Genomic DNA, 22,290 nt, shown 5'->3' on the forward strand with positions numbered 1-22,290 from the left:
CCTTAAACCCTAAACCCCGAAAAAGCCGGATATTCCATTCAGGATAAACTGTACGCCTATAGCCATGGCAATAAAGCCCATCATCCGCGTGATAGCGTTCATGCCCGTGGGGCCAATGTATGTTGCTGAGAAGGGAGCTATTCGTAGCACTCCGTATGCGATAAGCGCCACGAAAACAATGGCAATCGTGATGATGACCAGGTCAATAAACCCCTCGGCCTGCGAAGCCAGTCCGATAACGACGGCGATGCTGCCGGGACCGGAGAGCATAGGCATGGCCATGGGACTGAAGGAGACGTCCTCTTTTCCTTTGGCCGCCTCCTGGGCTTCTTTAGAGATTTTTCGGTCGGGTTGTTCCGGATTCAGCATCGAATAGGCCGCCCGCAGGATAATCAGTCCCCCGGCAATACGTATGCCCGGCAGACTGATACCGAAGAAGCTCATAATATAGGTCCCCGCCCACAGGAAGAGAAGAAGGATAAGAAGCATGTAAAACGATGCTTTTTGGGCGATGGTGATGCGTTCGATACCCGTACTTCTTTCTGTCAGGGATAAAAATACCGGCATTGCGGCCAGCGGATTGGCTACGGAAATAATAGAAGTAAAAGCGGCAATCAGCAATGCTGTTGACCCCGAAAGGTACGTAGTAAAGAAGTCGCCTTGGCTGAATAAAGTTTCAAACATAATCCTCTATATAAAATAGAAAAAGGAAAATAATATATGAATTCATTTTCCCAAAGCGGGTTTTACGGCGCGGTATCGTCCCTTACCAGGAGCAGGATGCAGATACGATTACGGGGGATGTTATTTCGACCTTTGCCCTTTTCCCGGCAGCGGGAGGCGGACAGGAGGGGTGATAAACAGCTGTAGGTTCTTCCCAGGACCGCAAAAACCCTGGCCACCGAAGGTGCAAGCAGGGAGACCAAGGCAGTCCGTTGACGCAATTTTATTTCGAAAGACAATTTGTCGTCAGGTGTTAAGAATCCACTCAGAAAAAACCACATTGTATATAAAATTAATAGTATTTTTCGGTAGGATATTACGTTTAACCTCGAATCACTAACCCACATTGAAATAACTATATCACCGTGGAAGATACAAAAGATCTGTTGCGTCGGGTGAAGGGAATTGTCCATGCATCAACAAAACATCGCGAGGAAAAACTGTACCAAGTATGCCGGTTATTATCCGACGAAGTAGAAGTATTCGACTGGGTGGGGTTTTACCTGGTGGACCCGAATGCGGATCGCGAGCTGGTGCTGGGGCCCTATGTGGGTGAGCCGACGGATCATACCCGTATTCCTTTTGGGAAAGGTATTTGCGGGCAGGCCGCAGAGACCAACGAAACGTTTGTGGTGCAGGACGTAAGCAAGGAGGATAACTACCTGGCATGCAGTATTCATGTAAAGGCAGAAATTGTGGTGCCCGTCCGAAAACACGGTAAATTTGTTGCAGAGCTTGATATTGATTCGCATTCCAGGAATTCCATAACCAACGATCATCGCAAAACCCTGGAGAAGATTTGCGACCTGGTATCAGTACTGTTTTAAAACCGGACGTTGAGTAGTTCAAACGCCATCGATATTATGTTACGGGCTGTGACAAGTACCTGTCTGCCCATCGTATTAGGTGAGACCTTTGCAAAACCGCAGGTTTGGCCAATCTCTGCTTTTTCTCGATTTCAGCGTCCTCATGTATCGCCTGTATGTACTCTGCGGTTTTGAAATCGTCCAGAGTATTGGTATTGAACAAGCCCCTGGGTTTTCACAGGCTTCTGGGTGAGAGGGACGTTTATCACGGCAGGAATGGTAACCCATGAAAGGCCGGCGGCGAACGGCCTTTTGAGAGAGCAGGTTGTTGAAAAAATTGACCCATATCCGAAAGGCTTTACGTATTATATGGTGCGGGGAATGGCTTCAGGGAAGGAAAGCTGCCGGAGACTGAGTGAAAGAGAACAACAAAGTCCGTGTATTTATATGAATGTGTTTCTAATTCACCAAAATCGTTACCTTAAGGCTGAAATTCCATCTCCTAACCAACCACTATTAATTATGGATATACAGTACATTATTGACCGGGCGCAAGGAATCATTTTAAATCCTAAAGAAGAATGGCGTAAAATCAAAGAGGAGCCTGCGTCCAACGCTGATCTCCTGCTGTATTATGTCTTGCCGCTGGTCGTCATGGCCGTATTCACCGGTTTTATCGGTAGCTGGTCGTTAACCATCGCCGTATTCCAGTTGATTTCGCCTTTTATAGGGATCGTGATTGCTGCGTATGTCATCAATGAACTGGCTGAAAAATTCAATTCGACCAAGAGCCTGAATAATGCCTTCAAGCTGGTTGTTTATGCCGCAACCCCCTCTCTGCTGGCTGCCATTGTAGCCAATTTGTCGTTTCTCCTGGGATGGGTCAGCCTTTTCGGACTATACGGCATCTATCTCTTCTGGGTGGGCATCTCTCCCATGATGGACACCCCCCAGGATAAAAGGCTGGGGTATGTTCTTGCGTCGGCCCTGGTTATTGTCATTATCCAAATCGTACTTTTTACCCTGATCGGACCCTCAATGATGTGGAGGTAATGAGATGCCGGCCGTAAGGCGGGTTTATTGCCGTTCACAGGCTGAACTCAAGAGAGATATATTGTGTATGACCTTTTTGTAAAATCAGTTACGTATATACAGAGTAGAACCTCATAAATCATCAAGAAAAAAGATAGATACCATGCAAACAAAGGTACCAATAGCAATACTTATAGCGACATTTCTTTTAATTTTGCAGGGATGCGGGGATAGCTCCTCGGGTCCGGACGAGACGGAGACCACCGAAGTGACGGGAACCGTGACGGCCCCGGATGGAGACACCCCGCTTGCCGGTGCAACGGTCTATGTATCGGGTGAAGGTGCAAACAAAGTAGTGGCAAAGGCAAAAGGCGTTTCCTCTTCGACCCTCAATGCCGGTGACTGTGAAGAGCCGCAGGAGAGCTACGCCGCCTATACCTGCACCGAAGCCGACGGCAGTTTTACTTTTGACGTCCCCGTTTCGAGCAGTGATGTGCTGCTGAAGATCTTTAAAGGCATTTTCGCCTTTGAGCAAACCATTGACATTAGCGGGGGAAGCGGTGAAATAGGAGAAGTTAACATGCCCAGTGCCAGCGAGAGCTTTGACGGAGAAATTGCGGTCGTAGAAGGGGCCTGGGATCGTATGGAGGATATTCTTGCAAAAGTAGGATTTGGCGAAGTCGAAACGGACGAAAGCTCCTCCGGTTACGGGCAGCTTGTACCGGGCACCGAGCAGTTTGACCTCCTGGACAATTCCGCTCCCCTTTTTGAAGATAATGACGGGGATGGAGAGCGGGATCTCTTTAATTACGATATTGTCTTTATAAATTGCGGGGCAAGTGAAGCACCCGTTTATCCCAGTAAGGCGAAAACCCATAATCATGCGGCGCACCTGAAGTCGTCCGGCGACACTGAGATGCTCAGTTCGGAGGACCGGGACGCTTTGAAAACGTATGTCGAGGAAGGAGGTATTCTGTATGCAACCGACCTGGCGTATGATTATGTAGAGCAAACCTTTCCCTCATTTGTTGACTATTACGGGAGCGAGGAAACGCCTGCAGATGAGCGAGAAGGCATTGGAAATGCAGAAGTTGGTAACTCCGGCATTGAAACCGACGGGAGTGTGCTGCAGGACAACCTGGAGTCGTGGTTGGCGAATGTAGACTGTTTTGAAGGAGAAAGCTGCCTCAACAGCGACGATACGGTCCATATTACGGACTTTTTAGCCGGATGGGGCGTGATCAAAGGACCGCACAGCGGGGCCACAGATGCTGTTACCCAGTGGGTGGAAGGCGATGTTGAATGGAGCGGCGGGTCGGGCGTGCGTCCCCTTACCGTCTCATTTGAAGCCGGAGAGGGAAGTGTGTTTTACAGTTCCTATCACACGGTCGAATCGGAGTTTACTCCCCACTGGAGACCACAAGAGCGTTTGCTCCAGTTCCTCGTGTTTGAATAGGCGTAAACTGGTGCAAGTATAATCTGACTATTGATTAAAAGAGCAAACAAAGGCTCTTCCCTTTTTAGGGAGGAGCCTTTGTTATTTATGATTCCGTTTTAGGTTACAGTGTGATCCGGATGGTATCGCGATATCTTTGGTATGAGGTACCGTTGATCTATTGATCGCGGCGATCATTCGCTGATTTCGATCGGTTTTAACGGGACCCCGATAACCAATTTAATTTGTTGCTGATAACGACCGTAGCAGCCTTATTCGGCTCGTAAAAAACGACTGGAAAATAAATTTCAGTTCTCTCCCGATAGTCTTATTTTTGATACAGAAGGCTGTCTTGGAATCAGCAGGAACAGAATTTATGACAACGAAAAATAAGCTTAAGTATATTTTTATCGCAGTGGTTGCGGTGCTGGCAACTATTGCCCTCGCCGATGCGCTGGGCTTTTTTAATGAAAAGCCTTATACCGCCGTTTCCCACGGCTCCCATTCGCACTATGTGCCCCATGATCGAAATCCGGATGTATCGATAGATAACTTTCCGATGGAAGAGCCGGGTCCCAATGAAAAAATTACGCCGGAGGGCCAGATCGTTCCTATCGATCAGCAGGAGGAATAGAGGATGAGTCCCGAAGGTTTTTTATGCGATTTATTTCGGGGGGCTACTGTGCCTTGCCCGCTGCCAAATTTTATGGTGAATAATCCGGGTTAACCGAGGACAGAGCGGATGCGGTAGCGATCGACGAGAAAGACACGGGTACTGATTGCTGAGCTGAAAACCGGGGACCGGCTACTTTCGCATTCCGTAGGTAATTAACTTATTGTTGTCCACCGATTGCGTACTGCAATGCTCCCCGCAGGTGGTCCAGAAACAAAGGTTCAGCATAGGCCTCGTCGGTGTGCCCCAGCCCGGTGTAAAAAGCCCGGCCCCCGTCAATGTTGTGATACCAGGCGATCGGATGGTAATCCCCGTTTTCCCCTCCTTCATAGCTGGATTCATCCAGCTCCATCAAAACCTTAATTTCACTACTGATATTCTTGTAGTTATACCATTCGTCGGTACGAACCCATTTTTCGGGTAAAAAAGTGGTAGCGGCATGGGAGCGGTCGAGCACCTCTATCGTGGCCTCCTGTACTTGCGGGTGACTGGTGAAATAAGCACCGACCAGGTTGCCGTACCAGGGCCATTCGTACTCGGTATCAGCAGCAGAATGAATGCCTAAAAACCCACCTCCATGTTGGATATACTGCTCAAAAGCCTCTTGTTGGGCATCATCCAGGATATCACCGGTGGTATTTAGGAAAATCACGGCATCATAAGCCTGCAGGGTGTCCGGGTGAAAATACTCGGCATCTTCTGTATGATAGGCGCGGATCCCCTCTTGATCGGTCAGTCGTATGACTGCTTCAACACCCGTTGGGATGGAAGCATGGCGAAAGCCTTCGGTTTTTGTAAAAATAAGGACCGATTCTTCTCCCTTCTTGTCCTGTGCTCCGGCCGGGTGATAAGAAAGACTGAGAACGAAGAAAAGTCCGATAAACAGCGGTGTGAGATAACATTCAAAACGATTCCTGTCCATAGTATGAGAAAGACATTTAGAGTTAAACAAAATGTGAGGATAGTCAAGGAAGAGCAACGCCACAATAAAGGCCGGGCCTTAACCTGTTCCGATCTGTGGGGCATTGGAGCATCCCCACAAAGAGGAGGTTATGTTCTCCCAATAGTATCGCAGGATCATGTTAAATAATAATCTACCAAAATGGATAGTCAGGGCAAAATATAATAAAAGGCTTCACCGATGCCGGTGAAGCCCTTAAAGAATGGGGTTATTTATAACAGGATCTTAAAAATTGATACCCGCTACAACCGAAAAAACGCCGTTTTTACCGTCTCCTTCTTCAAAAGCATTGGTAAGGCCGGCGGAATATCGCACGCCGACATTAAATTTGGTGATATCAGCCCCGGCGCCGACGACCACACCAAAGTCGGTACCTTTAACTTCGTCTTCAAAGTCGGGAGTCCCTTCTTGCTCCGCATTCATATTTAAGCCCAGGTAGGGTCCAAAGTAAACATGGGGCGTTAGCATGGGATTATCCAGGATAAAGGCGAACTTTGCTACAACGGGAATTTCAAGGTAGTCCAGTTTGGCTGTTGTTTCGACATCTCCCCCTGAGTACTTGGCTCCCTTTTGAGCATAGAACACGCCGGGTTGAATGGTAATGGGACTCATCGGTATTCCCAGATCATACGTAAGTCCGGCCATGATACCCGATCGCGAGTCAAAGGAATCGTCGGTATCATTGAAATTGGCTATGTTAAGCCCTCCCTGAACACCTAACTGGGCCCGGGCATCGGGTGTCGTTATAAAAACCAATCCCGCCAAGAGAAAAACAGATAGTAATAATTTTTTCATAAGATATAATAGGTTGATTAAGATTCAACGGTAACTGATACTACTTTTGTGATGAATAAGTTTCATTGAAATATGCAAAAGAATGATAAAGCTAAACAAAAAATAACATTTTTTAAGAGGCCTTTGCAAAACCGTTGTTTTGTCCAATCGCTACATATTCGCAAATTCAACATCCTCACCTGTAGTCTATAGATACCCTGCGGTTCTGACATCACTCAGGGGTTGGTATTGAACAAAACCACTGGTTTTCAAGGATCTCTTTAAGTGAAAGCCGGGCGAAAGGATACGTTTTTAGCAGATAAATCAATTTACGATTATAGATACAGCCCTCAAATAGCACAATCGGGGCTGTTTTTGGGTCAGTTATTTAAAAAAGCCTGCGCTTTTTGTGATTTATCCCACCTCTTATAGAGCTTTACCAGCGTCTGGCGGGCGCTTTGAGTCCTCCAGTCAGCCACCCCAAATTGTTCCCGGAACACTTCGTGCGTATTCAGCAGGGTCTCTTCCGCCTGGGCAAATTCTCCCTGGCCTATCCAGGCCAGTGCTAATACTCCCTCCGAAGCCGCTATTTTCCAATGACCGGCCGGCAGGTGGTTTTTAAAGCTTTGGCAGGCCTTTCGGGCCAGGGGGACAGCCTGGTCGATATTTCCCCGATCGAGAAGCACCCAGGCCAGCCGGAGATGGGATGAAGCGATATACGTATGTCCCGTTTCAAAAATAGTCCGGCGGATTTGCAGGGCCTTCCGGTGATGGTCTTCAGCAGCGGCCAGGTCTCCCTGCAGGTGCAGCACTTGTCCCAGGCCGGTAAGCGCATTGGCAATAGCTACGTCCGGTTCCTCGGAATATGTTTTAAACAGGGGTATTGCCCGGGCCAGTTTTCTTTGGGCTTCATCCATTCTCCCCATATCCATAAGCAGGTATCCCAGGTCCATTGTTGTTCCCGCGATACCGGGTGAATCCTGCTGCTTGTATATTTCTATGGCGCTGATATACTGTCGCAGGGCTTGCTTTTGCCGGCCGGTTTCGGCGTATAGGTTGCCCAGCATGCTCAGAATATCCGCATAATGGGTATCTGTTTCACCATATTCTTTTTGGTATATACGGGCAGCCTCTTTAAAAAGTGCTTCGGCCTCTTCATATGCCCCTTTGCGAAACAGGAGAAAGCCCAGCAGCTGCGAGGTTTCGGCTACATCCGGGTGGTCGGGACCCAGCTCCCGTTTATAGGTAGCAAGGGCTTTGCGAAGCAGGGGTTCTGCTTTGGGGTACATGATCAACCCGGAATAGACGCTGCCCAGCGCTTCCTGCAACTCGGCCCTAACCAGCGGCTGGGATTCCAGGGAGGAGGATACCCTTTGGGTTCCCCGATCCAGTACTTCCTGTACCGATAGGTTCTTGGCCTCCGGCTCCCGGAAGGGGTCACTACGCTGGAAAATTTCAACAAGCAGATCTTTAACCTGTTCTGTTTTTTGTGCTTCCAGTTGTGCTTCGTTGCGTTCCTTCGCGAGTTGAAAGGTATAGAAAATCGTCAATACCGTAATAACAGCCACTGCAGCTGCTGCAATACCCATTCTCTTTTTATGTCGTTTAAAGAACTTGGACAGGCGGTAGCGGGTAGAATCCCGCTGGGCCGAGACCGGCTTGTCGGCCCTGAACCGGTCCAGGTCCGCAATGAGCTGAATGACCGACTCGTAGCGTTGTCCTGTCTCTTTTCGGAGGGCTTTGAGTGTAATCGCGTCCAGATCGCCGCGGAGCAGGGTAGTCAGCCCCGGTTGGTCGGTGTTGCGTTTATCAGCAATGGCTGAAGGGGATGGATGTTCAGCATCATTCAACCTTCGGCTCGGGGGCAGTGGATCTTCATGCATGATCATCTGTTCGATAGCGCGAAATCCCTGCTCTTCAATATCAAGGGGATGCCGGCCGGCAAGGAGCTGGTACAAGAGGGTACCCAGCGCATAGACATCCGCGGAAGTAGTGACCGGGTCGCCGGAAATTTGTTCAGGTGCGGCCGCCTCCAGACTCATCAATCGCATGCTCCGGTGCGTTTTAACGGTGGATAACTCATAGAGCGTCTCATCAAGTATTTTGGCAATGCCGAAATCGAGGATTTTAACGTGCCCGTCCTCGGCAATAAGGATGTTTTCCGGTTTCAGGTCGCGATGAACAATGAGGTTCTTGTGGGCGTGTTGCACAGCCCGGCATACTTCCCGGAAGAGCGCCAGCCGGTCGGAGATGGTCAGCCGGCGTTGATCACAATACCGGTCGATCGGCACCCCGTCAACGAACTCCATGACCAGGTACGGCAATCCGTCCTCGCTGATGCCTCCGTCAATCAGCCGGGCTATATTTGGGTGGTTTAATCCGGCCAGAATCTGCTTTTCCAGCCGAAAACGGCGGATATTTTCAGGGGTATCCAGTCCGCGGCGCATGATTTTTAAAGCGCCTTTTTGCTGAATGTCGGAATCGAAGCGTTCGACTTCGTACACTTCACCCATGCCGCCCCGGCCCAGGAGATCGCTAACCTTCCAGTGACCGACCGTCTTCCCCGTTAAGGAGCCGGAGGGCCCGTCCTTCTCGAGGTGCGCGGTTAAGTCGCTGAGGAGGAGGTGGTTTTTCCGGAGCTGTTCTTCCAGCATCTTGTCCGATTCTTCGATAGAGGAGAGCAGGCTGCTGACCTCTTGCCGGAGCTCCGGATCGCCGGCACAGAGATTTCGAATGTAGGTGGTTCGCCGCTCGGGGGAAAGGGTGAGGGCAAGGTCAAAAATATGGCTCAACTTCTTCCAGTGTTGTTTGTCCATAATGCTGAATTTCTTGGTGACTAATCCGGGATATTATGTTGCGGTTTTAAATACGTTCGGGGGTTGATATCGACTAAAATCCCTGGTTTTCAAAGTCCTCTTCATATAGTATGATCGGTTAAGAGGTAATACCTTACATATTATTTTGATAATTCCCGGTAAATCCATCCCCGGGCCTTCAGCCAGTCGCGATCGACCGTTCGGGTGGACACATCCAGCAGCTCAGCAATCTCCCGGATCGTCATGCCGGAAAAAAAACGCATTTCGACCACCTTGCTTTTGCGTTCGTCGAACCGGGCCAGCTTATCGATCAGGTCATTGAGTTCCAACAGCTCCTCAGCATGGTTGTCCAGATCGATCATATCTTCCCTGAAAGGTATGCGGTCCCGGTCTCCTCCTCTTTTTTGCGCCTTTCTTTTCCGGGCGTAATCCACCAGAATTTGACGCATGGCACGGGCAGCAATGGCGTAAAAGTGAGCGCGGTCCTGCCAATTGGTCTGAGTCTGATCGATCAGTTTTAGGTAGACTTCATGAACTAATGCTGTTTTTTGCAGGGTATGATTATCGCGTTCTTTTTGCAGCTGCAGTTTGGCAATATCACGAAGCCGGTTATACACCCGGGGATATAGCGCATCAAATGCTTCTTCATCGCCTGAGCTGGCGTTGCGAAGTAACTGCGTTATATCATGTTTTTTATCCATAACCGATGAAGGGTGTCGTATATCCTCTGTTATTTACGCATACATAAATAGCAGTGTTATGATAATAACATAGAATGTGGTGATTGCCGCTGCAAGAGTATTACGAAGTTTATATCGCGGGCTCCAAAGATTACATTATTGCATATTAATAAAAAATTTGGGAAAAGTAAGCAGAGCATAAAACAAGGGAGACCCTGCTTGCCTATGATGCCACTGCTGGAGGCGGTGGCATCATTTTTTATGCCACAGGGCAGCTTTGCTGGTTGTCGCATTCCGGGTATTTTTTAAGAATATCTCTGTTGCCGTCTATTTGGGTCAGTATGGAATTAGGATTTACTTCCGGGGATGTTGCAGGAGAGCATGACACCCTGATTTCCCTAATTGCAGGTATCTACTACTATTTTTCAGAGGTTGTACGGAAGCGTTCGTGGATGGATTACCGATTATGGGTGGCTCAACAGAGAGGGAGGGAAGCTTTAGCGGGTAACAGCGAAGCCGCAAGGTCAAATCGAGAATAATCAGTCCCCCCCCTTTGTAATAGCTTCGGAAGATCGATGCAATTATATGCATCCTCGTGTCGTACTTTGCCCGGATTTTACGCATATATAAGGTGAAAGGGAAGAAGTCCCTTATATCTATTCAACAAATAGAATCATATAAGTCGAATACAGCGATCTACTATGAATCCAACAACAAATACGAAGAACAAACATGGAAACACCATTTATCGCATCTCGTACCTGCTATTATCTTTTATGCTGGTTCTTGGGTTGGGTCTTATGGGCTGCGAAGGCCCGCAGGGGCCGCAGGGCGAGCGGGGGCAACAGGGAGAGCAGGGACCGGAGGGCCCCGTCGGCCCCGCCGGGGAGGACGGCAGCGTGATGTATGCCGATGAAGGCGCACCCAGCGAAGAAATCGGGGCCGTTGGCGACTACTACCTGAACCAGAACACCGGCGAGCTGTACGGTCCCAAAGATGAAGACGGATGGGGTAATCCCATTATTGTACTGATGGGCGAAGATGGCCAGGACGGAGCCGACGGGCAGGATGGCCAAGACGGCAGCCAGATTCATTCCGGCAGCGGTGCACCCGACGGATCGCTGGGTGCGGTAGGTGACTTTTACCTGGACAAATCAAGCTATGAACTCTATGGACCCAAAACCGGTGATGGATGGGAAAGTCCCATCAATTTGAAAGGTGCCAACGGTAACGCAAACGTAACGCTGTATATTTTTAGCAGCCATGATTTTACAACAGGAGAAGCCGAAATGGATATTGATGTAACGCGAACCGAGATGGAAGAAAGTGAATGGCGGGTATATTTAGTAACTACTTTTATTAATCCCACCTATTATCACATGCCGGGTTATGGTTCTGGCCAAAATACACTCTATCAGATATTTCACTATTACTTTGGTTCATCGGTTGGTGCCCGGTTTGTTATATCTGTGGCAGACGGCCCCGGGGAGACGTATGACGAGATTCATATCATCCGTACCGCCGCCAATAATGTAAATGACCAAACCTCTGCCTCATCATTGGTACCTCAAGAGCTGGATTACTCAGATTACCATGCTGTACTCGAACATTACGGATTGGAAAATGTGAGGCGCACTTTTTTAGAACAATAAGGAGTAGAATACAGCTTAAAACAATGAGTAGAATATAGCTGAAAACGGACGGGACGGAGACTCTATCACTTTATCTCAATCTCGCCGGAGCAACGCCCGCTCTGTGTTTAGCATCGGACCTCTTGCGATCCGCGCTCATTCATCTGCGGCCTTGCTAAAGCACGTCCTGCAAATACTGTCCGGTGTGGCTTTCATCGATCCCGGCCACCTCCTCAGGCGTACCCGTAGCCACAATCTGTCCCCCCGCAAAACCGCCTTCGGGACCGATATCGATGATATGATCGGCGCATTTGATGACATCCAGGTTGTGTTCGATAATGATGACGGTATGCCCGCTGTTGACGAGTTCGTTAAAAGAGTCCAGAAGCTTGGCGATATCCTCAAAATGGAGGCCGGTGGTAGGCTCGTCAAAGAAGTAGAGCGTATGGTCACCCGCCGGCTTGCTCAGGAATTTGGCCAGCTTTACGCGCTGGGCTTCCCCGCCGGATAGCGTTGGCGCGCTCTGTCCCAGTTTAAGGTACCCAAGCCCCACATCTTCCAGCGTTTGCAGTTTACCGGTAATGCGGTCCTCATCCACAAAAAACTCGATCGCTTCCGAGACGGACATCTCCAGCACGTCGTGAATATTTTTGCCGCGGTATTTGACCTGCAGCACATCCTTGCGGTATCGTTTGCCGCCGCACTCTTCACAGGTGAGTTCAATATCGGCCATAAACTGCATTTCAATCGTCTGGATCCCTTCGCCCTGGCAGGTTTCACAGCGGCCGCCCGGCACATTAAAGGAAAAATGTCCCGGCTCATATCCCATAATCTTAGACTGCCGCGTATTGGAAAACAGGTCGCGGATGCCGTCAAAGGCTTTCGTATAGGTGGCCGGGTTCGATCGCGAGGATCGGCCGATGGGCGACTGGTCTACCATTTCCACCGAATCGATATGGTGGAGTCCGGAGATCGCGCGATGTCGCCCGATGGAATCCTTGTAGGTCCCGAATTCTTTTTGAATGCCGGCATAAAGGGTATCGTGCACCAGCGTTGACTTGCCGGAGCCGGACACGCCGGTCACGCAAATCAGTTTTCCCAGCGGAAATTCGACATCCAGGCTTTTGAGATTATGTTCTGTCGCGCCCTCCAGGGTAATGACGTTGCCATCACCTTTGCGTCGCTTGTCGGGGACGGGGATCCCTTTTCTTCCGCTGAGGTATTTGCCCGTCAGGGTTGGGGATTCAAGCAGCTCCCCGTAGCTTCCGGTAAAGTTAAGCTCTCCCCCGTGCACGCCGGCAAAGGGGCCGATATCGATGATATTGTCGGCCGCTTTGATCATTTCCGGATCGTGTTCGACCACCAGCACCGTATTTCCGATATCGCGGAGGGATTTTAAAATGTTGATCAGGCGGTCGTTATCGCGGGGATGCAACCCGATGGTCGGCTCATCCAGTACATACAGGCTGCCGATAAGGGAGCTGCCCAGCGAATTGGCCAGGCTTATGCGCTGCGATTCACCCCCGCTCAGCGTTTTGGCCAGCCTGTTAAGCGTAAGATAACTGAGTCCCACTTCATCCAGGTATTTCAGCCGCTTCCGGATTTCATATAATACCTGGTCCGCTACTTCTTTCTCAAATTCGGTAAGCTCCAGGTTTTCAAAAAAATCGCGGGCGGCACTGATGGTCATTTCGGACACTTCGCCGATGTGCCGGTCATTGACTTTTACGTACAGCGCATCTTTTCGCATGCGATACCCCTCACAATCCGGACAGCGGCTGTATCCGCGGTAGCGCGAATAGAATACGCGTTTGTGCACTTTATACGACTGACTTTTGATCTCCTCAAAAAACGGGCGGATGCCGATATATTCGTCTTTTCCTTCCCAGAGCACATTTTTGAACTCTTTGGAAAGCTGACTGTACGGCGTGTCGATCGGGTAACCGTAGCGCGCCGACACTTTGATGAGGTCACGAAGGTGCCGGCTGTATTTTTGTCCGCTGAAGGCCGCAATGGCACCATCGCGTATGGTTTTGCCGGGGTCCGGGATGACCAGGTTTTCATCAATGCCGGCCACGCGACCGAATCCTTCGCAGGTATCGCAGGCGCCGAAGGGATTGTTGAACGAAAACATTTGCGGGGAGGGCTCATTAAACTCCATACCGTCCATTTCAAACCGCTCGGAGAACGGGAGCTCTTCGCCATCGCGAATTTTGACAGAACATCGTCCCTGTCCCTCACGAAATGCGGTCTCCAGCGAACCCGCGATACGTCCCCGGTTGTCGTCGGTCTTCTTGACGGCCAGCCGGTCCACCAACACGCGGTGATCATCCCGGTTGACGGCAGAAAGATCGACCTCTTCGGTAGTCAGGTCGATCATACTTTCCCGGTCGACCTGCAGCAACCTGGAAAACCCTTTTTCCTTGAGTACCTGCAATTCATCCGACAGATCATTGCCTTCGTGCCGGGGAATAGGAAAGAGGATGTAGAATTTGGTCCCCTCGTCAAACTGTTCAAACAGCGTGTTAATGACGGTTTTCGTGCTGTCCTTTTGAACTTCGCGTCCCGATTTGGGTGAAATGGTATGACCGATACGAGCATAAAGAAGCCGCATGTAGTCATAAATCTCGGTCGTGGTACCGACCGTCGAACGCGGATTGGTAGAAGCCGTCTTTTGCTGGATGGCCATGGCCGGAGAGATCCCCTGCATAAAGTCTACATCGGGCTTATCCATCCGCTCCAGGAACTGGCGCGCATAGCTGGAAAGGCTCTCCACATACCGGCGTTGTCCCTCTGCATAGATCGTATCGAAGGCCAGGCTCGATTTGCCGGAGCCGGACACTCCGGTCACGACCGTCATCCGGTTGCGGGGAATCTCAACGTCAATATTCTTTAAATTGTGGACCCGTGCGCCCTTGACGATAATCGGGCGATCCTCGCTGGGTTTCTGTTCTTCTTTGGGGGAGATTGCTTCGGGTTGCGACATTCAGCAGAATCTTGCGTTTATATAAACGGCTAAAGATACGAATTTTATGACAGAAAAAGGAGGTTAATCCCATTGAAACAATCCATAATAACATGCATTATTGGATTGTCGTTCAGGGATTAACACGCTATCGAATGTTACAAGGGATACATTATGAAAAACAAAAGACCCATAATACTTATTACTGAAGGGATATTGCTGTTCCTGGGAATACCGCTGTTATTTTACTGGCAACTTGTTCCACTGCCCAAAATAGGGGCACTGCTGTTGGTAGCGGGGTACTGTGGATATCAGCTTTGGAGAGATGCTGAATTCGGTAGGAGCCTGCTCGTGGGCTCCAAAAACAGCGATACCAGCAAACATATTTTGACTCGTTTTCTCCTTGTATGCGGTGCTCTGGTTGCATTAGGCTGGATTATTCAGCCGGAGCAGTTTTTTGCGTTTCCCGCAGAGCGACCTTTTCTGTGGATGGTCGTTATGGTATTATACCCGCTGCTGTCGGCTCTTCCACAGGAGTTCATCTACAGAACGTTTTTTTTTCACCGCTATGACTCGTTGACCTCCCTGAAATACAGCACGATCATTTTAAGCGCTTTAGCTTTTTCCTTTTTGCACATTGTGTATGATAACTGGTGGGCAGTGGGACTCAGTTTTGTCGCCGGCCTGCTGTTCGGAAGCACCTATGCTCGCACAAAATCCCTGTTTTGGGTTACCGTTGAACATGTGATCTATGGCTGGCTGATCTTTACGCTGGGGTTCGGAACCTATTTTTATGAACCGTTTTAAAGTACGGCTGCATTAGATATGACGGTTAATAATGGACCATGTTACAGCTGCTATTCCCTGCTTTCGTTCTGAACCCTTTGATTTTCCGCAGGCTTTTCCCAGCCGCCGCCGAGGGCGCGGTACAGATCCACACCTGCCGTCAGCTGCTGCAGCCGATCATTGATATTGCTGATTTGAGCAGAGAGCAGCTGTTGCTGGGTGGTCAGCACTTCGGTGTAGTTGGCTTCTCCGTACTGGAGCAGTTCGCGCGAAAACTCCACCGCATGTTCCAGCGCTTCCAACTGGTTCTGGCGCAGCTGCAATTTTTGCTCGGCCTTTTGAAATGCACTTAAGGTGTTGGAGACCTCGCTGCTGGCATCGAGAATGGTACTTCGAAGTTCCAGCAGGGCCTGCTTCTGCCGGGCTTTGCTCCGCTTAAGCCGCGCCCTGTTTTGTCCCCGGTTGAAGATCGGCTGGGTCAGTCCCGCCGCCAGGTTATAGAACAGGGATCCGGGTTGAAACAGATCTTCGGTCTGCAAGCTCTGGTATCCTCCCCGGGCAGTAAGCGTAAAGGAGGGATAAAAATAAGCCCGGGCGTTATTTGTCAGTTCAAAAGCATTGCGGAAGGAATATTCGGCGGCTATAATATCCGGGCGGTTGCGAAGAAGCTGCGCCGGAATACCGGTCGCCAGCGAGTCAATCGGATGTTGTTCGCTCAGGCTGGTGCGTTCTATGGATCCGGGGGCACGTCCCAATAGCATGCTGAGGGCATGTTCCTGGACGGTAATCTGCTGCTCAATTTCCGGGATCGTTACTTCCGCGGCGTATCGATTGGCGATACTTTGCTGAAGCGAAACGCCCGTAACCATATCGCTTTCCTTCAGGCTTCGGACCGTTTCAACATCCCGGCGGCGATTTTCCACGGTCTGCCGGGTAATTTCAAGCTGTTTATCCAGCGCCAGAAGCCGGTAATAAGTACTGGCAACGTTGGCAATCAGCGTCGTCTGTACCGCCCGCCGCGTGGCTTCGGTTTGCAGGAGCGCTGCAAAACTCGCTTTTTTGGCGCTGGTCAGCTTTCCCCACACATCCAGCTCCCAACTAGAACTCAGCGAAACAGCATACTGCTCGCTGGCCGGGATGGAAATATTATCCAATCCTTCACCAAAATTGACACTGTTATCCGACTGCTCATTGTAGGAAACGTCGGCGCCGGCACTAAGATTCGGCAGCATGCTCATGCGTCCCTCGAAAAAATTAGCCTCGGCAATTCGTATCTGTTGAATAGCGCTTTGGAGCTCCAGGTTGTGGTCAAGGGCCTCTTCAATAAGATCGCGCAGCCGGGGATCCCTGAATACTTGCTGCCACGGCATATCAGCCAGGGTCGTACTGTCCAGTTCCACCTGTTCAAAGGGATACAGATTTTCCGTTGCTATATCGGGCTTTTCATAGGGTTTTGTGGCTATACAGGAAGAGAGCGTGACGCCCAGCAAAATGACTGCTATAAAAGGGACATTGGACTTATAAGGCATGGTATCTGGAAATAAATCGTTCAACTTAGCAAATAGGTTCATCAGCATCAGGGCAAAATAATTTTCTTTTGTTGCTCACGCACGATTTCGGGGGGACCCGATATCTTCTCCTGGAGTTTCTGGAAGAGAATAAACAGGACCGGCACCACCAGCAGCCCGATGAAGGTGCCGATGAACATCCCGCCCGCGGTACCGATCCCAATCGACTGGTTGGCATTGGCATTGATACCCGTGGCAAGCGCCAGCGGCATCAGCCCTGCAATAAAGGCAAAGGAGGTCATCAGGATGGGTCTCAGCCTGGCTTCAGCCCCGTTGATCGCGGCTTTGGCGATGCTCATTCCCTCCCGGCGGCGCTGCAGGGCAAATTCCACCACCAGGATGGCATTCTTGGCCAGCAGTCCCATCAGCATGATCGCTGAGATCTGAAGATATATGTTATTCGCCACGCCAAAAATGTTGGCAAAAATAAACGATCCCGCCAGGCCGATAGGCAGCGGCAGAATAACGGCCCAGGGTACGAGATAGCTTTCATACTGGGCGCTGAGCAGGAAATACACAAAGAGCAGGCAGAGCGCAAAAATAAAGAGCTCCTGACCACTTGCCTGACTTTCTTCCCGGGTAAGTCCCGAAAAGGCATAAGTGTAGTCGGAAGAAATCTGTGCATCAAAAACCTCTTCAATAGCCGCTATGGCATCGCCGGAACTGTAGCCGGGATTGGTGGCCCCGGTCAGCTGCACAGAATTAAAGAGATTGAAGCGAGAGACATTCTGGGGTCCGTATACCCGCTCCAGGTCGACAAAGGAGTTGATCGGAGCCATTTCTCCCCGGCTGTTTCTCACGGAAACCTTTTGGAGGCTTTCCTCAGACCCCCGTTGCTGAGGGTCCGCCTGCACGTAGACACGGTAAAGCTTGCCAAAACGGTTGAAATTCGATACATACAATCCCCCGTAATACGCCTGCATGACATTCAGAATGGATTGTACGGTATAGCCGGCGCGCTGGGCTTTGGCGACATCCACATTGACCAAGTACTGGGGATAGTCGGTGTTAAAGTAGGAGGTCGCATACTGTATCTCCGGGCGCTGAAACAGGGCCTGCTGTACCTGTTTGCTGGTTTTGTCCAGTTCGCTCAGCTCGGCATTGCTCAGATCCTGTACGTTGACCGTAAACCCGCTGGTGTTTCCAAAGCCCGAAATAACGGCGGGAGAGAAGAAAACGATGTCTGCTTCCCGAAGGCCCGATGTTTTTTTCTGTAGTTCGGAAATAACCTCGTTAACGCTTTGCTCGCGCTGATCCCAGTGCTTTAACTTTCCGACGATAAACCCATACTGGCTCCCGGAACCGCTGATAAGACCAAATCCTGAAATGGCCAGACGCGAGTCGATAACATCCATATCGGCGAGGATGCCGTCAAGTTCTGCCATCACCTCCTCGGTTCGCTCCAGGGACGAAGAGGCGGGCAGGCTTACATTTGCAAAAAACGTTCCCTGGTCCTCATCGGGAACAAAGCCGGAGGGAGTTGTTTGGAATAGCAGGGCAAACAGCGCTATAGCCCCAACGACGACGGCCACGGCAGACCAGGAATGGCGGGTGAAAAATCCTAACACCTTTTTATACCGGTACTTGGCGACATCAAAGGAGGTGTTAAACGCTATGGCAAATCGGTCCACCAGCGTTTTTTCGTCTCCCACCTGCTTGTGTTCCGGTTTCAGAACCAGCGCGCACAAAGCAGGACTCAGCGTCAGGGCGTTGACGGCCGAAATGATAATGGCCGTAGCGAGGGTAATGCCAAACTGCTGGAAGAATACGCCGGTGGAACCGGTCATGAAGGTAACCGGCACAAATATGGCCGACATGACCAGCGTAATGGATACAATAGCCCCGGCGATCTCATTCATCCCCTCGACGGCGGCTTCGGTTCCCGACTCCGCCCCCTCCTCCAGCTTGGCATGAATAATTTCCACGACGATGATGGCATCATCCACCACAATTCCGATGGCCAGCACCAGGGCAAAGAGCGTGAGCAGGTTTACGCTGTAGCCGAAGAGATTCAGAAAGAAAAACGTACCGATGATCGATACCGGTACGGCGATGGCCGGAATCAGGGTAGATCGCCAGTCCTGCAGGAAGACAAATACCACGATAAAGACCAGGAGGAAGGCTTCTAAAAAAGTAACAAAGACCTTGTCCATCGAGGCGCTCAGAAAGCTGTTGGCGTCATAAACGGTGGTGTATTCGATGCCTTCGGGAAACGACCGGGAGGCATTCTCGATTTCCGCCTTCACATTTTCCACCACCTCCTGGGCATTGGACCCGGCGGTTTGTGATACGAACATCCCCACACTGGGGGCCCCGTTGGCGGTACTGATGATGGAATAGGTTTGCGAGCCCAGTTCCACCTCAGCAATGTCTTTCAGTTTAAGCAACTCCGAAGAACCGGATCCCTCTCTGATAATGATATCTTCGTATTCGGGTACCGTCGAAAGACGTCCCTTGTATTTCAGGGTATACTGAAACGACTGCCCGCTGTTTTCCCCGATGGCCCCGGGAGCGGCTACAAAGCTTTGCTCATTCAGCGCCGCTATGACATCGGCGGGCACCAAATCGTAGGAAGCCATCACATCCGGCTTCATCCAGATACGCATGGAGTAGGTGTTGGCTCCGAAGGCATCCGCCGTTCCCACTCCATTTACCCGCTGCAGGCGGGGGATGAGGTTAATGCGGGCATAATTTTCAAGGAAGGTCCCGTCATGTACGGCTCCGGGGCTGTACAGCGTAAAAATAAGCAGGCGGCTGGTCTGTTGCTTCTCGGTAGTGACGCCGGTCTGTGTCACCTCCTGCGGGAGCTGGCTGGAGGCCTGAGCCACCCGGTTTTGAACGTTTACCGCTGCAATATCGGGGTCGGTCCCCAGTTCGAAGTAGACTTGAATTTGAGCTCGCCCGTTGTTGCTGGCGGTTGAGGTGATGTAGGTCATGCCTTCCACCCCGTTAATCTGTTCTTCGAGGGGAGCTACCACACTATTGAGTACGGTTTCGGCATTGGCTCCCGGATAGGTCGCCGACACCTGAATAGTCGGGGGAGCAATTTCGGGGTAGAGGGAAACCGGCAGGGCGTTATAGCCCAAAAAACCGAGAATAATGATGATAATGGATATGACCGTGGATAATACCGGTCGTTCTATAAAGCGTCTTATCATTATAGTGAATTTAGAGTCTTAAAATTGATGCTTCTAAAAACTGACAATCCTTAATAATCTTAATCAGCCGGTTGCTGTTCCTTCACGGTCAGCGACTGGTATAAACTGTCGGCATTGACCGGCCGGGGGTTAATTTCGGTCCCGTCCCGGAGGTTGCCAAGGCCCGCGGTCACGATCTTATTTTGGGCCGAGAGTCCCTCTTCCACTACAAAAAGCTGTTTGGTAGATAGAGGAAGCGTAGTGATTTCGGTACTTTGTACGGTATTGCTGTCGCTGACCGTATAAACAAATCGCTTGTTCTGGATCTCGTAGGTAGCCGATTTGGGAATGACCACAGCCGAATCCCGGCGGAAGGGGATCTGTACGCTGGCTGATCCCCCGCTCCGGAGTATCTCCTTCGGATTGGGAAAGAGGGCCCGGAAGGAGGCCGACCCGGTTTCCCTGTCAATGAGTCCGCTTGCCAGCTTTAAGGTCCCCTGCTGGGCATAGGTAGAATTATCGGCCAATATCAGATTCACGTCGGGCATGTTGGCAACCTGTTGCTGTAAGCTTGTGTTCGGTCCTTCTGTTGAAACATTACGGGACATCTCCAGCAGCTCGCGCTCACTCATCGAAAAGTAGGCGTATATTCGGGAGATATTGGAAATGACCGTCAGGGGCTCGGATATGGTGCTGCTTACCAGGCTGCCTATGCGGTATGGGATGGTGCCCATGACGCCGTCGGTCGGACTTTTGACATTGGTATAACCCAGGTTGACTCGTGCATTTTCCAGGCTTGCCTGCGCCTGGGCCAAAGCGGCCTGCTGCGATTCCAGATTGTTTTTGGCCGATTGCAACCGGTATTCACTAATAATCTCTTTTTCCGCCAGTTTGCTCAGGCGCTGCACTTCGTCCTCAGCGGTATTAATGGCCGCCCGCGCCGCTTTAACATCTGCTTCGGCTGATCGCACTTCCTGCTCGTACTGTTCACTGTTCAGCCTGAAAAGAATTTGGCCTTCCCGCACAATATCGCCTTCATCTACCGGCATGTCGACAATATACCCTTGTACTCTCGGGCGAATTTCCACGGTCTGAATACCCTCCAGGGTAGCGGGATAACTGCTGGTTAATTCAATAGATCGGGGATACAGGGTTAAAACGGGATAAGGCTGAACCTGCTGTGAGTCGGCTTGCCTGGCTTGTTCGTCCGAACTCCCGCAAGATGCGGTGAGGAGTGAAGCGACGAATAAGAGCAGGATTCCTGTGCTAAATGAATAATCAAACGTCATGAGATGATATTTTGTATAGTTTGTTTTTATAATGTTACCCATAAGGTTGATGATCTCAACAAAGCCCTTCGGAATCGATTTGCTTATATATTTTGGCGAGAACCGATTCGAATTGTTGCAGATCTTTCTCGGAGATATCGCAGGTGATGTCTCTGTTTATTTGCCTTGCCAGCTTTTTTGCCTTCTTCAGTATCTGTATACCGGGTTTGGTAATCAGTAATATTTTTCTTCGCTTGTCTTCCGGATCGGTGGTACGTGCCACGAAATGTTTTTCTTCCAGCCCGTTTAAGTGCCTGGCTATAGCAGACTTATCGCGATTGAGGATTTCCGTCAGGTCTTGTAAAATTAATCGTTCTTCATTATTCACTATGTTGAGAATGAAATATTGTTCGAGGGTCAGATCAATATTTTGCCGGGCGAACTTCTTGTCCAGCAACCGGAGGATTCCTTTTACGGTAAATCCCATTTTACAACCAAGGGTATCACAGCGCAGCTTTCGTTTTAAAGACATATGGATATTGGGTCAGTATTTTTTGAAACGATCAAAGAAAACCATATTAGTTGACATACGCAACTAATTAACGGATAGAAAAGGTTCTCTTAACACGAATTTATTTTTTTATCAATTCGAAGGGGATATATCGGCTTGAAGGATGACTGGAGCCCCTGGAGAACTTTGTGGGCTGCCACGGATCCGGAAGCGAGTAGTTATCCCCGTTCACAAACAGCTTGCAGGGCCTGCTAAGGTCTTTTAAGACGGTGAAAAATATGGGCACAGGAGAAATTTTTGTTTTATTTCAGCCGGCCATTTAGCTTCTTGAACGTACGTATGGCTCCTGCCATTTTTTTCTATAGGAAAAACTGTATGTTAGTAACGTCTATGATAATTGGCCAGCCTGTATTTTTTTGATGGGGGCCCATTTTTGAGAAGAGGGTAATTTTCATTACCTTTTTTAAATGTTTTTAGGGCCCATTTAGTTTTTTGTTAGCAACAAAAGCACCTATTTATAACAA

Annotated in this window: 18 protein-coding genes; 8 read left to right on the forward strand and 10 right to left on the reverse strand. The window is 50.0% G+C overall.

Annotation, left to right across the window (positions count from 1 at the left end; translation table 11 throughout):
- Positions 1 to 9 precede the first annotated feature (9 nt).
- Positions 10 to 684, reverse strand: a complete 675-nt coding sequence (locus BUB16_RS07795) for a MarC family NAAT transporter (protein ID WP_084088123.1) — start codon at positions 682 to 684, stop codon at positions 10 to 12.
- Between the two features lie 36 nt (positions 685 to 720).
- On the opposite strand from BUB16_RS07795, the gene BUB16_RS21455 reads away from it, so the two are divergent.
- The 5 genes from BUB16_RS21455 to BUB16_RS07820 all read left to right on the forward strand — a co-directional run bounded on the left by BUB16_RS21455 (position 721) and on the right by BUB16_RS07820 (position 4,630).
- A complete protein-coding gene (locus tag BUB16_RS21455) occupies positions 721 to 870 on the forward strand; it encodes a hypothetical protein (protein ID WP_170864324.1) in 150 nt (49 codons plus the stop codon).
- Positions 871 to 1,088: 218 nt separating this feature from the next.
- Positions 1,089 to 1,550: a GAF domain-containing protein gene (locus tag BUB16_RS07805; protein ID WP_139240232.1), complete on the forward strand. Its 462-nt coding sequence runs from the start codon at positions 1,089 to 1,091 to the stop codon at positions 1,548 to 1,550.
- Between the two features lie 501 nt (positions 1,551 to 2,051).
- On the forward strand, positions 2,052 to 2,582 hold the full coding sequence (locus BUB16_RS07810) for a Yip1 family protein (protein ID WP_073061861.1): 531 nt from the start codon (positions 2,052 to 2,054) through the stop codon (positions 2,580 to 2,582).
- 142 nt (positions 2,583 to 2,724) lie between these two features.
- Positions 2,725 to 4,017 carry a hypothetical protein gene (locus BUB16_RS07815; RefSeq protein WP_139240234.1) on the forward strand — a complete coding sequence of 431 codons (1,293 nt, stop codon included), beginning with the start codon at positions 2,725 to 2,727 and terminating at the stop codon, positions 4,015 to 4,017.
- 355 nt (positions 4,018 to 4,372) lie between these two features.
- Positions 4,373 to 4,630 carry a hypothetical protein gene (locus BUB16_RS07820; protein ID WP_073061868.1) on the forward strand — a complete coding sequence of 86 codons (258 nt, stop codon included), beginning with the start codon at positions 4,373 to 4,375 and terminating at the stop codon, positions 4,628 to 4,630.
- Positions 4,631 to 4,829: 199 nt separating this feature from the next.
- Here the strand turns inward: BUB16_RS07820 and BUB16_RS07825 are convergent, their stop codons facing one another.
- The 4 genes from BUB16_RS07825 to BUB16_RS07840 form a co-directional block, all read right to left on the reverse strand.
- Positions 4,830 to 5,591, reverse strand: coding sequence for a ThuA domain-containing protein (locus BUB16_RS07825; protein WP_073061872.1), 762 nt, complete (start codon positions 5,589 to 5,591; stop codon positions 4,830 to 4,832).
- Positions 5,592 to 5,855: 264 nt separating this feature from the next.
- Positions 5,856 to 6,425, reverse strand: coding sequence for a porin family protein (locus tag BUB16_RS07830; protein ID WP_073061875.1), 570 nt, complete (start codon positions 6,423 to 6,425; stop codon positions 5,856 to 5,858).
- 359 nt (positions 6,426 to 6,784) lie between these two features.
- Entirely contained in the window at positions 6,785 to 9,220 is a 2,436-nt protein-coding gene (locus tag BUB16_RS07835) for a tetratricopeptide repeat protein (protein WP_073061878.1), read from the reverse strand.
- Between the two features lie 140 nt (positions 9,221 to 9,360).
- Positions 9,361 to 9,921 (reverse strand): sigma-70 family RNA polymerase sigma factor, encoded by a 561-nt coding sequence (locus tag BUB16_RS07840; protein WP_073061880.1) that lies wholly within the window; start codon positions 9,919 to 9,921, stop codon positions 9,361 to 9,363.
- Between the two features lie 320 nt (positions 9,922 to 10,241).
- Here BUB16_RS07840 and BUB16_RS21185 point away from each other — a divergent pair, with 320 nt between their 5' ends.
- Together BUB16_RS21185 and BUB16_RS07845 are read left to right on the forward strand one after the other, a co-directional pair.
- Positions 10,242 to 10,439, forward strand: a complete 198-nt coding sequence (locus tag BUB16_RS21185) for a hypothetical protein (RefSeq protein WP_139240235.1) — start codon at positions 10,242 to 10,244, stop codon at positions 10,437 to 10,439.
- A gap of 162 nt (positions 10,440 to 10,601) precedes the next feature.
- On the forward strand, positions 10,602 to 11,552 hold the full coding sequence (locus tag BUB16_RS07845) for a collagen-like domain-containing protein (protein WP_073061883.1): 951 nt from the start codon (positions 10,602 to 10,604) through the stop codon (positions 11,550 to 11,552).
- Positions 11,553 to 11,706: 154 nt separating this feature from the next.
- On the opposite strand, the gene uvrA is transcribed toward BUB16_RS07845, so the two are convergent.
- Positions 11,707 to 14,517: an excinuclease ABC subunit UvrA gene (gene uvrA / locus BUB16_RS07850; RefSeq protein WP_073061886.1), complete on the reverse strand. Its 2,811-nt coding sequence runs from the start codon at positions 14,515 to 14,517 to the stop codon at positions 11,707 to 11,709.
- A gap of 153 nt (positions 14,518 to 14,670) precedes the next feature.
- Between uvrA and BUB16_RS07855 the strand changes: the two genes are divergently transcribed.
- Positions 14,671 to 15,303 (forward strand): CPBP family glutamic-type intramembrane protease, encoded by a 633-nt coding sequence (locus tag BUB16_RS07855; protein WP_073061888.1) that lies wholly within the window; start codon positions 14,671 to 14,673, stop codon positions 15,301 to 15,303.
- A gap of 50 nt (positions 15,304 to 15,353) precedes the next feature.
- Here BUB16_RS07855 and BUB16_RS07860 read toward each other — a convergent pair whose 3' ends face one another.
- From BUB16_RS07860 to BUB16_RS07875, 4 genes are read right to left on the reverse strand one after another with little or no spacing between them, the layout of a single operon-like run.
- Complete coding sequence (locus BUB16_RS07860; protein ID WP_073062354.1) at positions 15,354 to 16,811, reverse strand: efflux transporter outer membrane subunit; 1,458 nt, start codon at positions 16,809 to 16,811, stop codon at positions 15,354 to 15,356.
- 47 nt (positions 16,812 to 16,858) lie between these two features.
- Positions 16,859 to 20,008: an efflux RND transporter permease subunit gene (locus tag BUB16_RS07865; RefSeq protein ID WP_073061891.1), complete on the reverse strand. Its 3,150-nt coding sequence runs from the start codon at positions 20,006 to 20,008 to the stop codon at positions 16,859 to 16,861.
- A gap of 59 nt (positions 20,009 to 20,067) precedes the next feature.
- Positions 20,068 to 21,276: an efflux RND transporter periplasmic adaptor subunit gene (locus BUB16_RS07870; protein ID WP_073061894.1), complete on the reverse strand. Its 1,209-nt coding sequence runs from the start codon at positions 21,274 to 21,276 to the stop codon at positions 20,068 to 20,070.
- Between the two features lie 55 nt (positions 21,277 to 21,331).
- A complete protein-coding gene (locus BUB16_RS07875; RefSeq protein ID WP_084088125.1) occupies positions 21,332 to 21,787 on the reverse strand; it encodes a MarR family winged helix-turn-helix transcriptional regulator in 456 nt (151 codons plus the stop codon).
- Positions 21,788 to 22,290 lie beyond the last annotated feature (503 nt).

Origin of the sequence: Fodinibius roseus (assembly GCF_900129315.1) — a bacterium.
Lineage (GTDB): Bacteria > Bacteroidota > Rhodothermia > Balneolales > Balneolaceae > Fodinibius > Fodinibius roseus.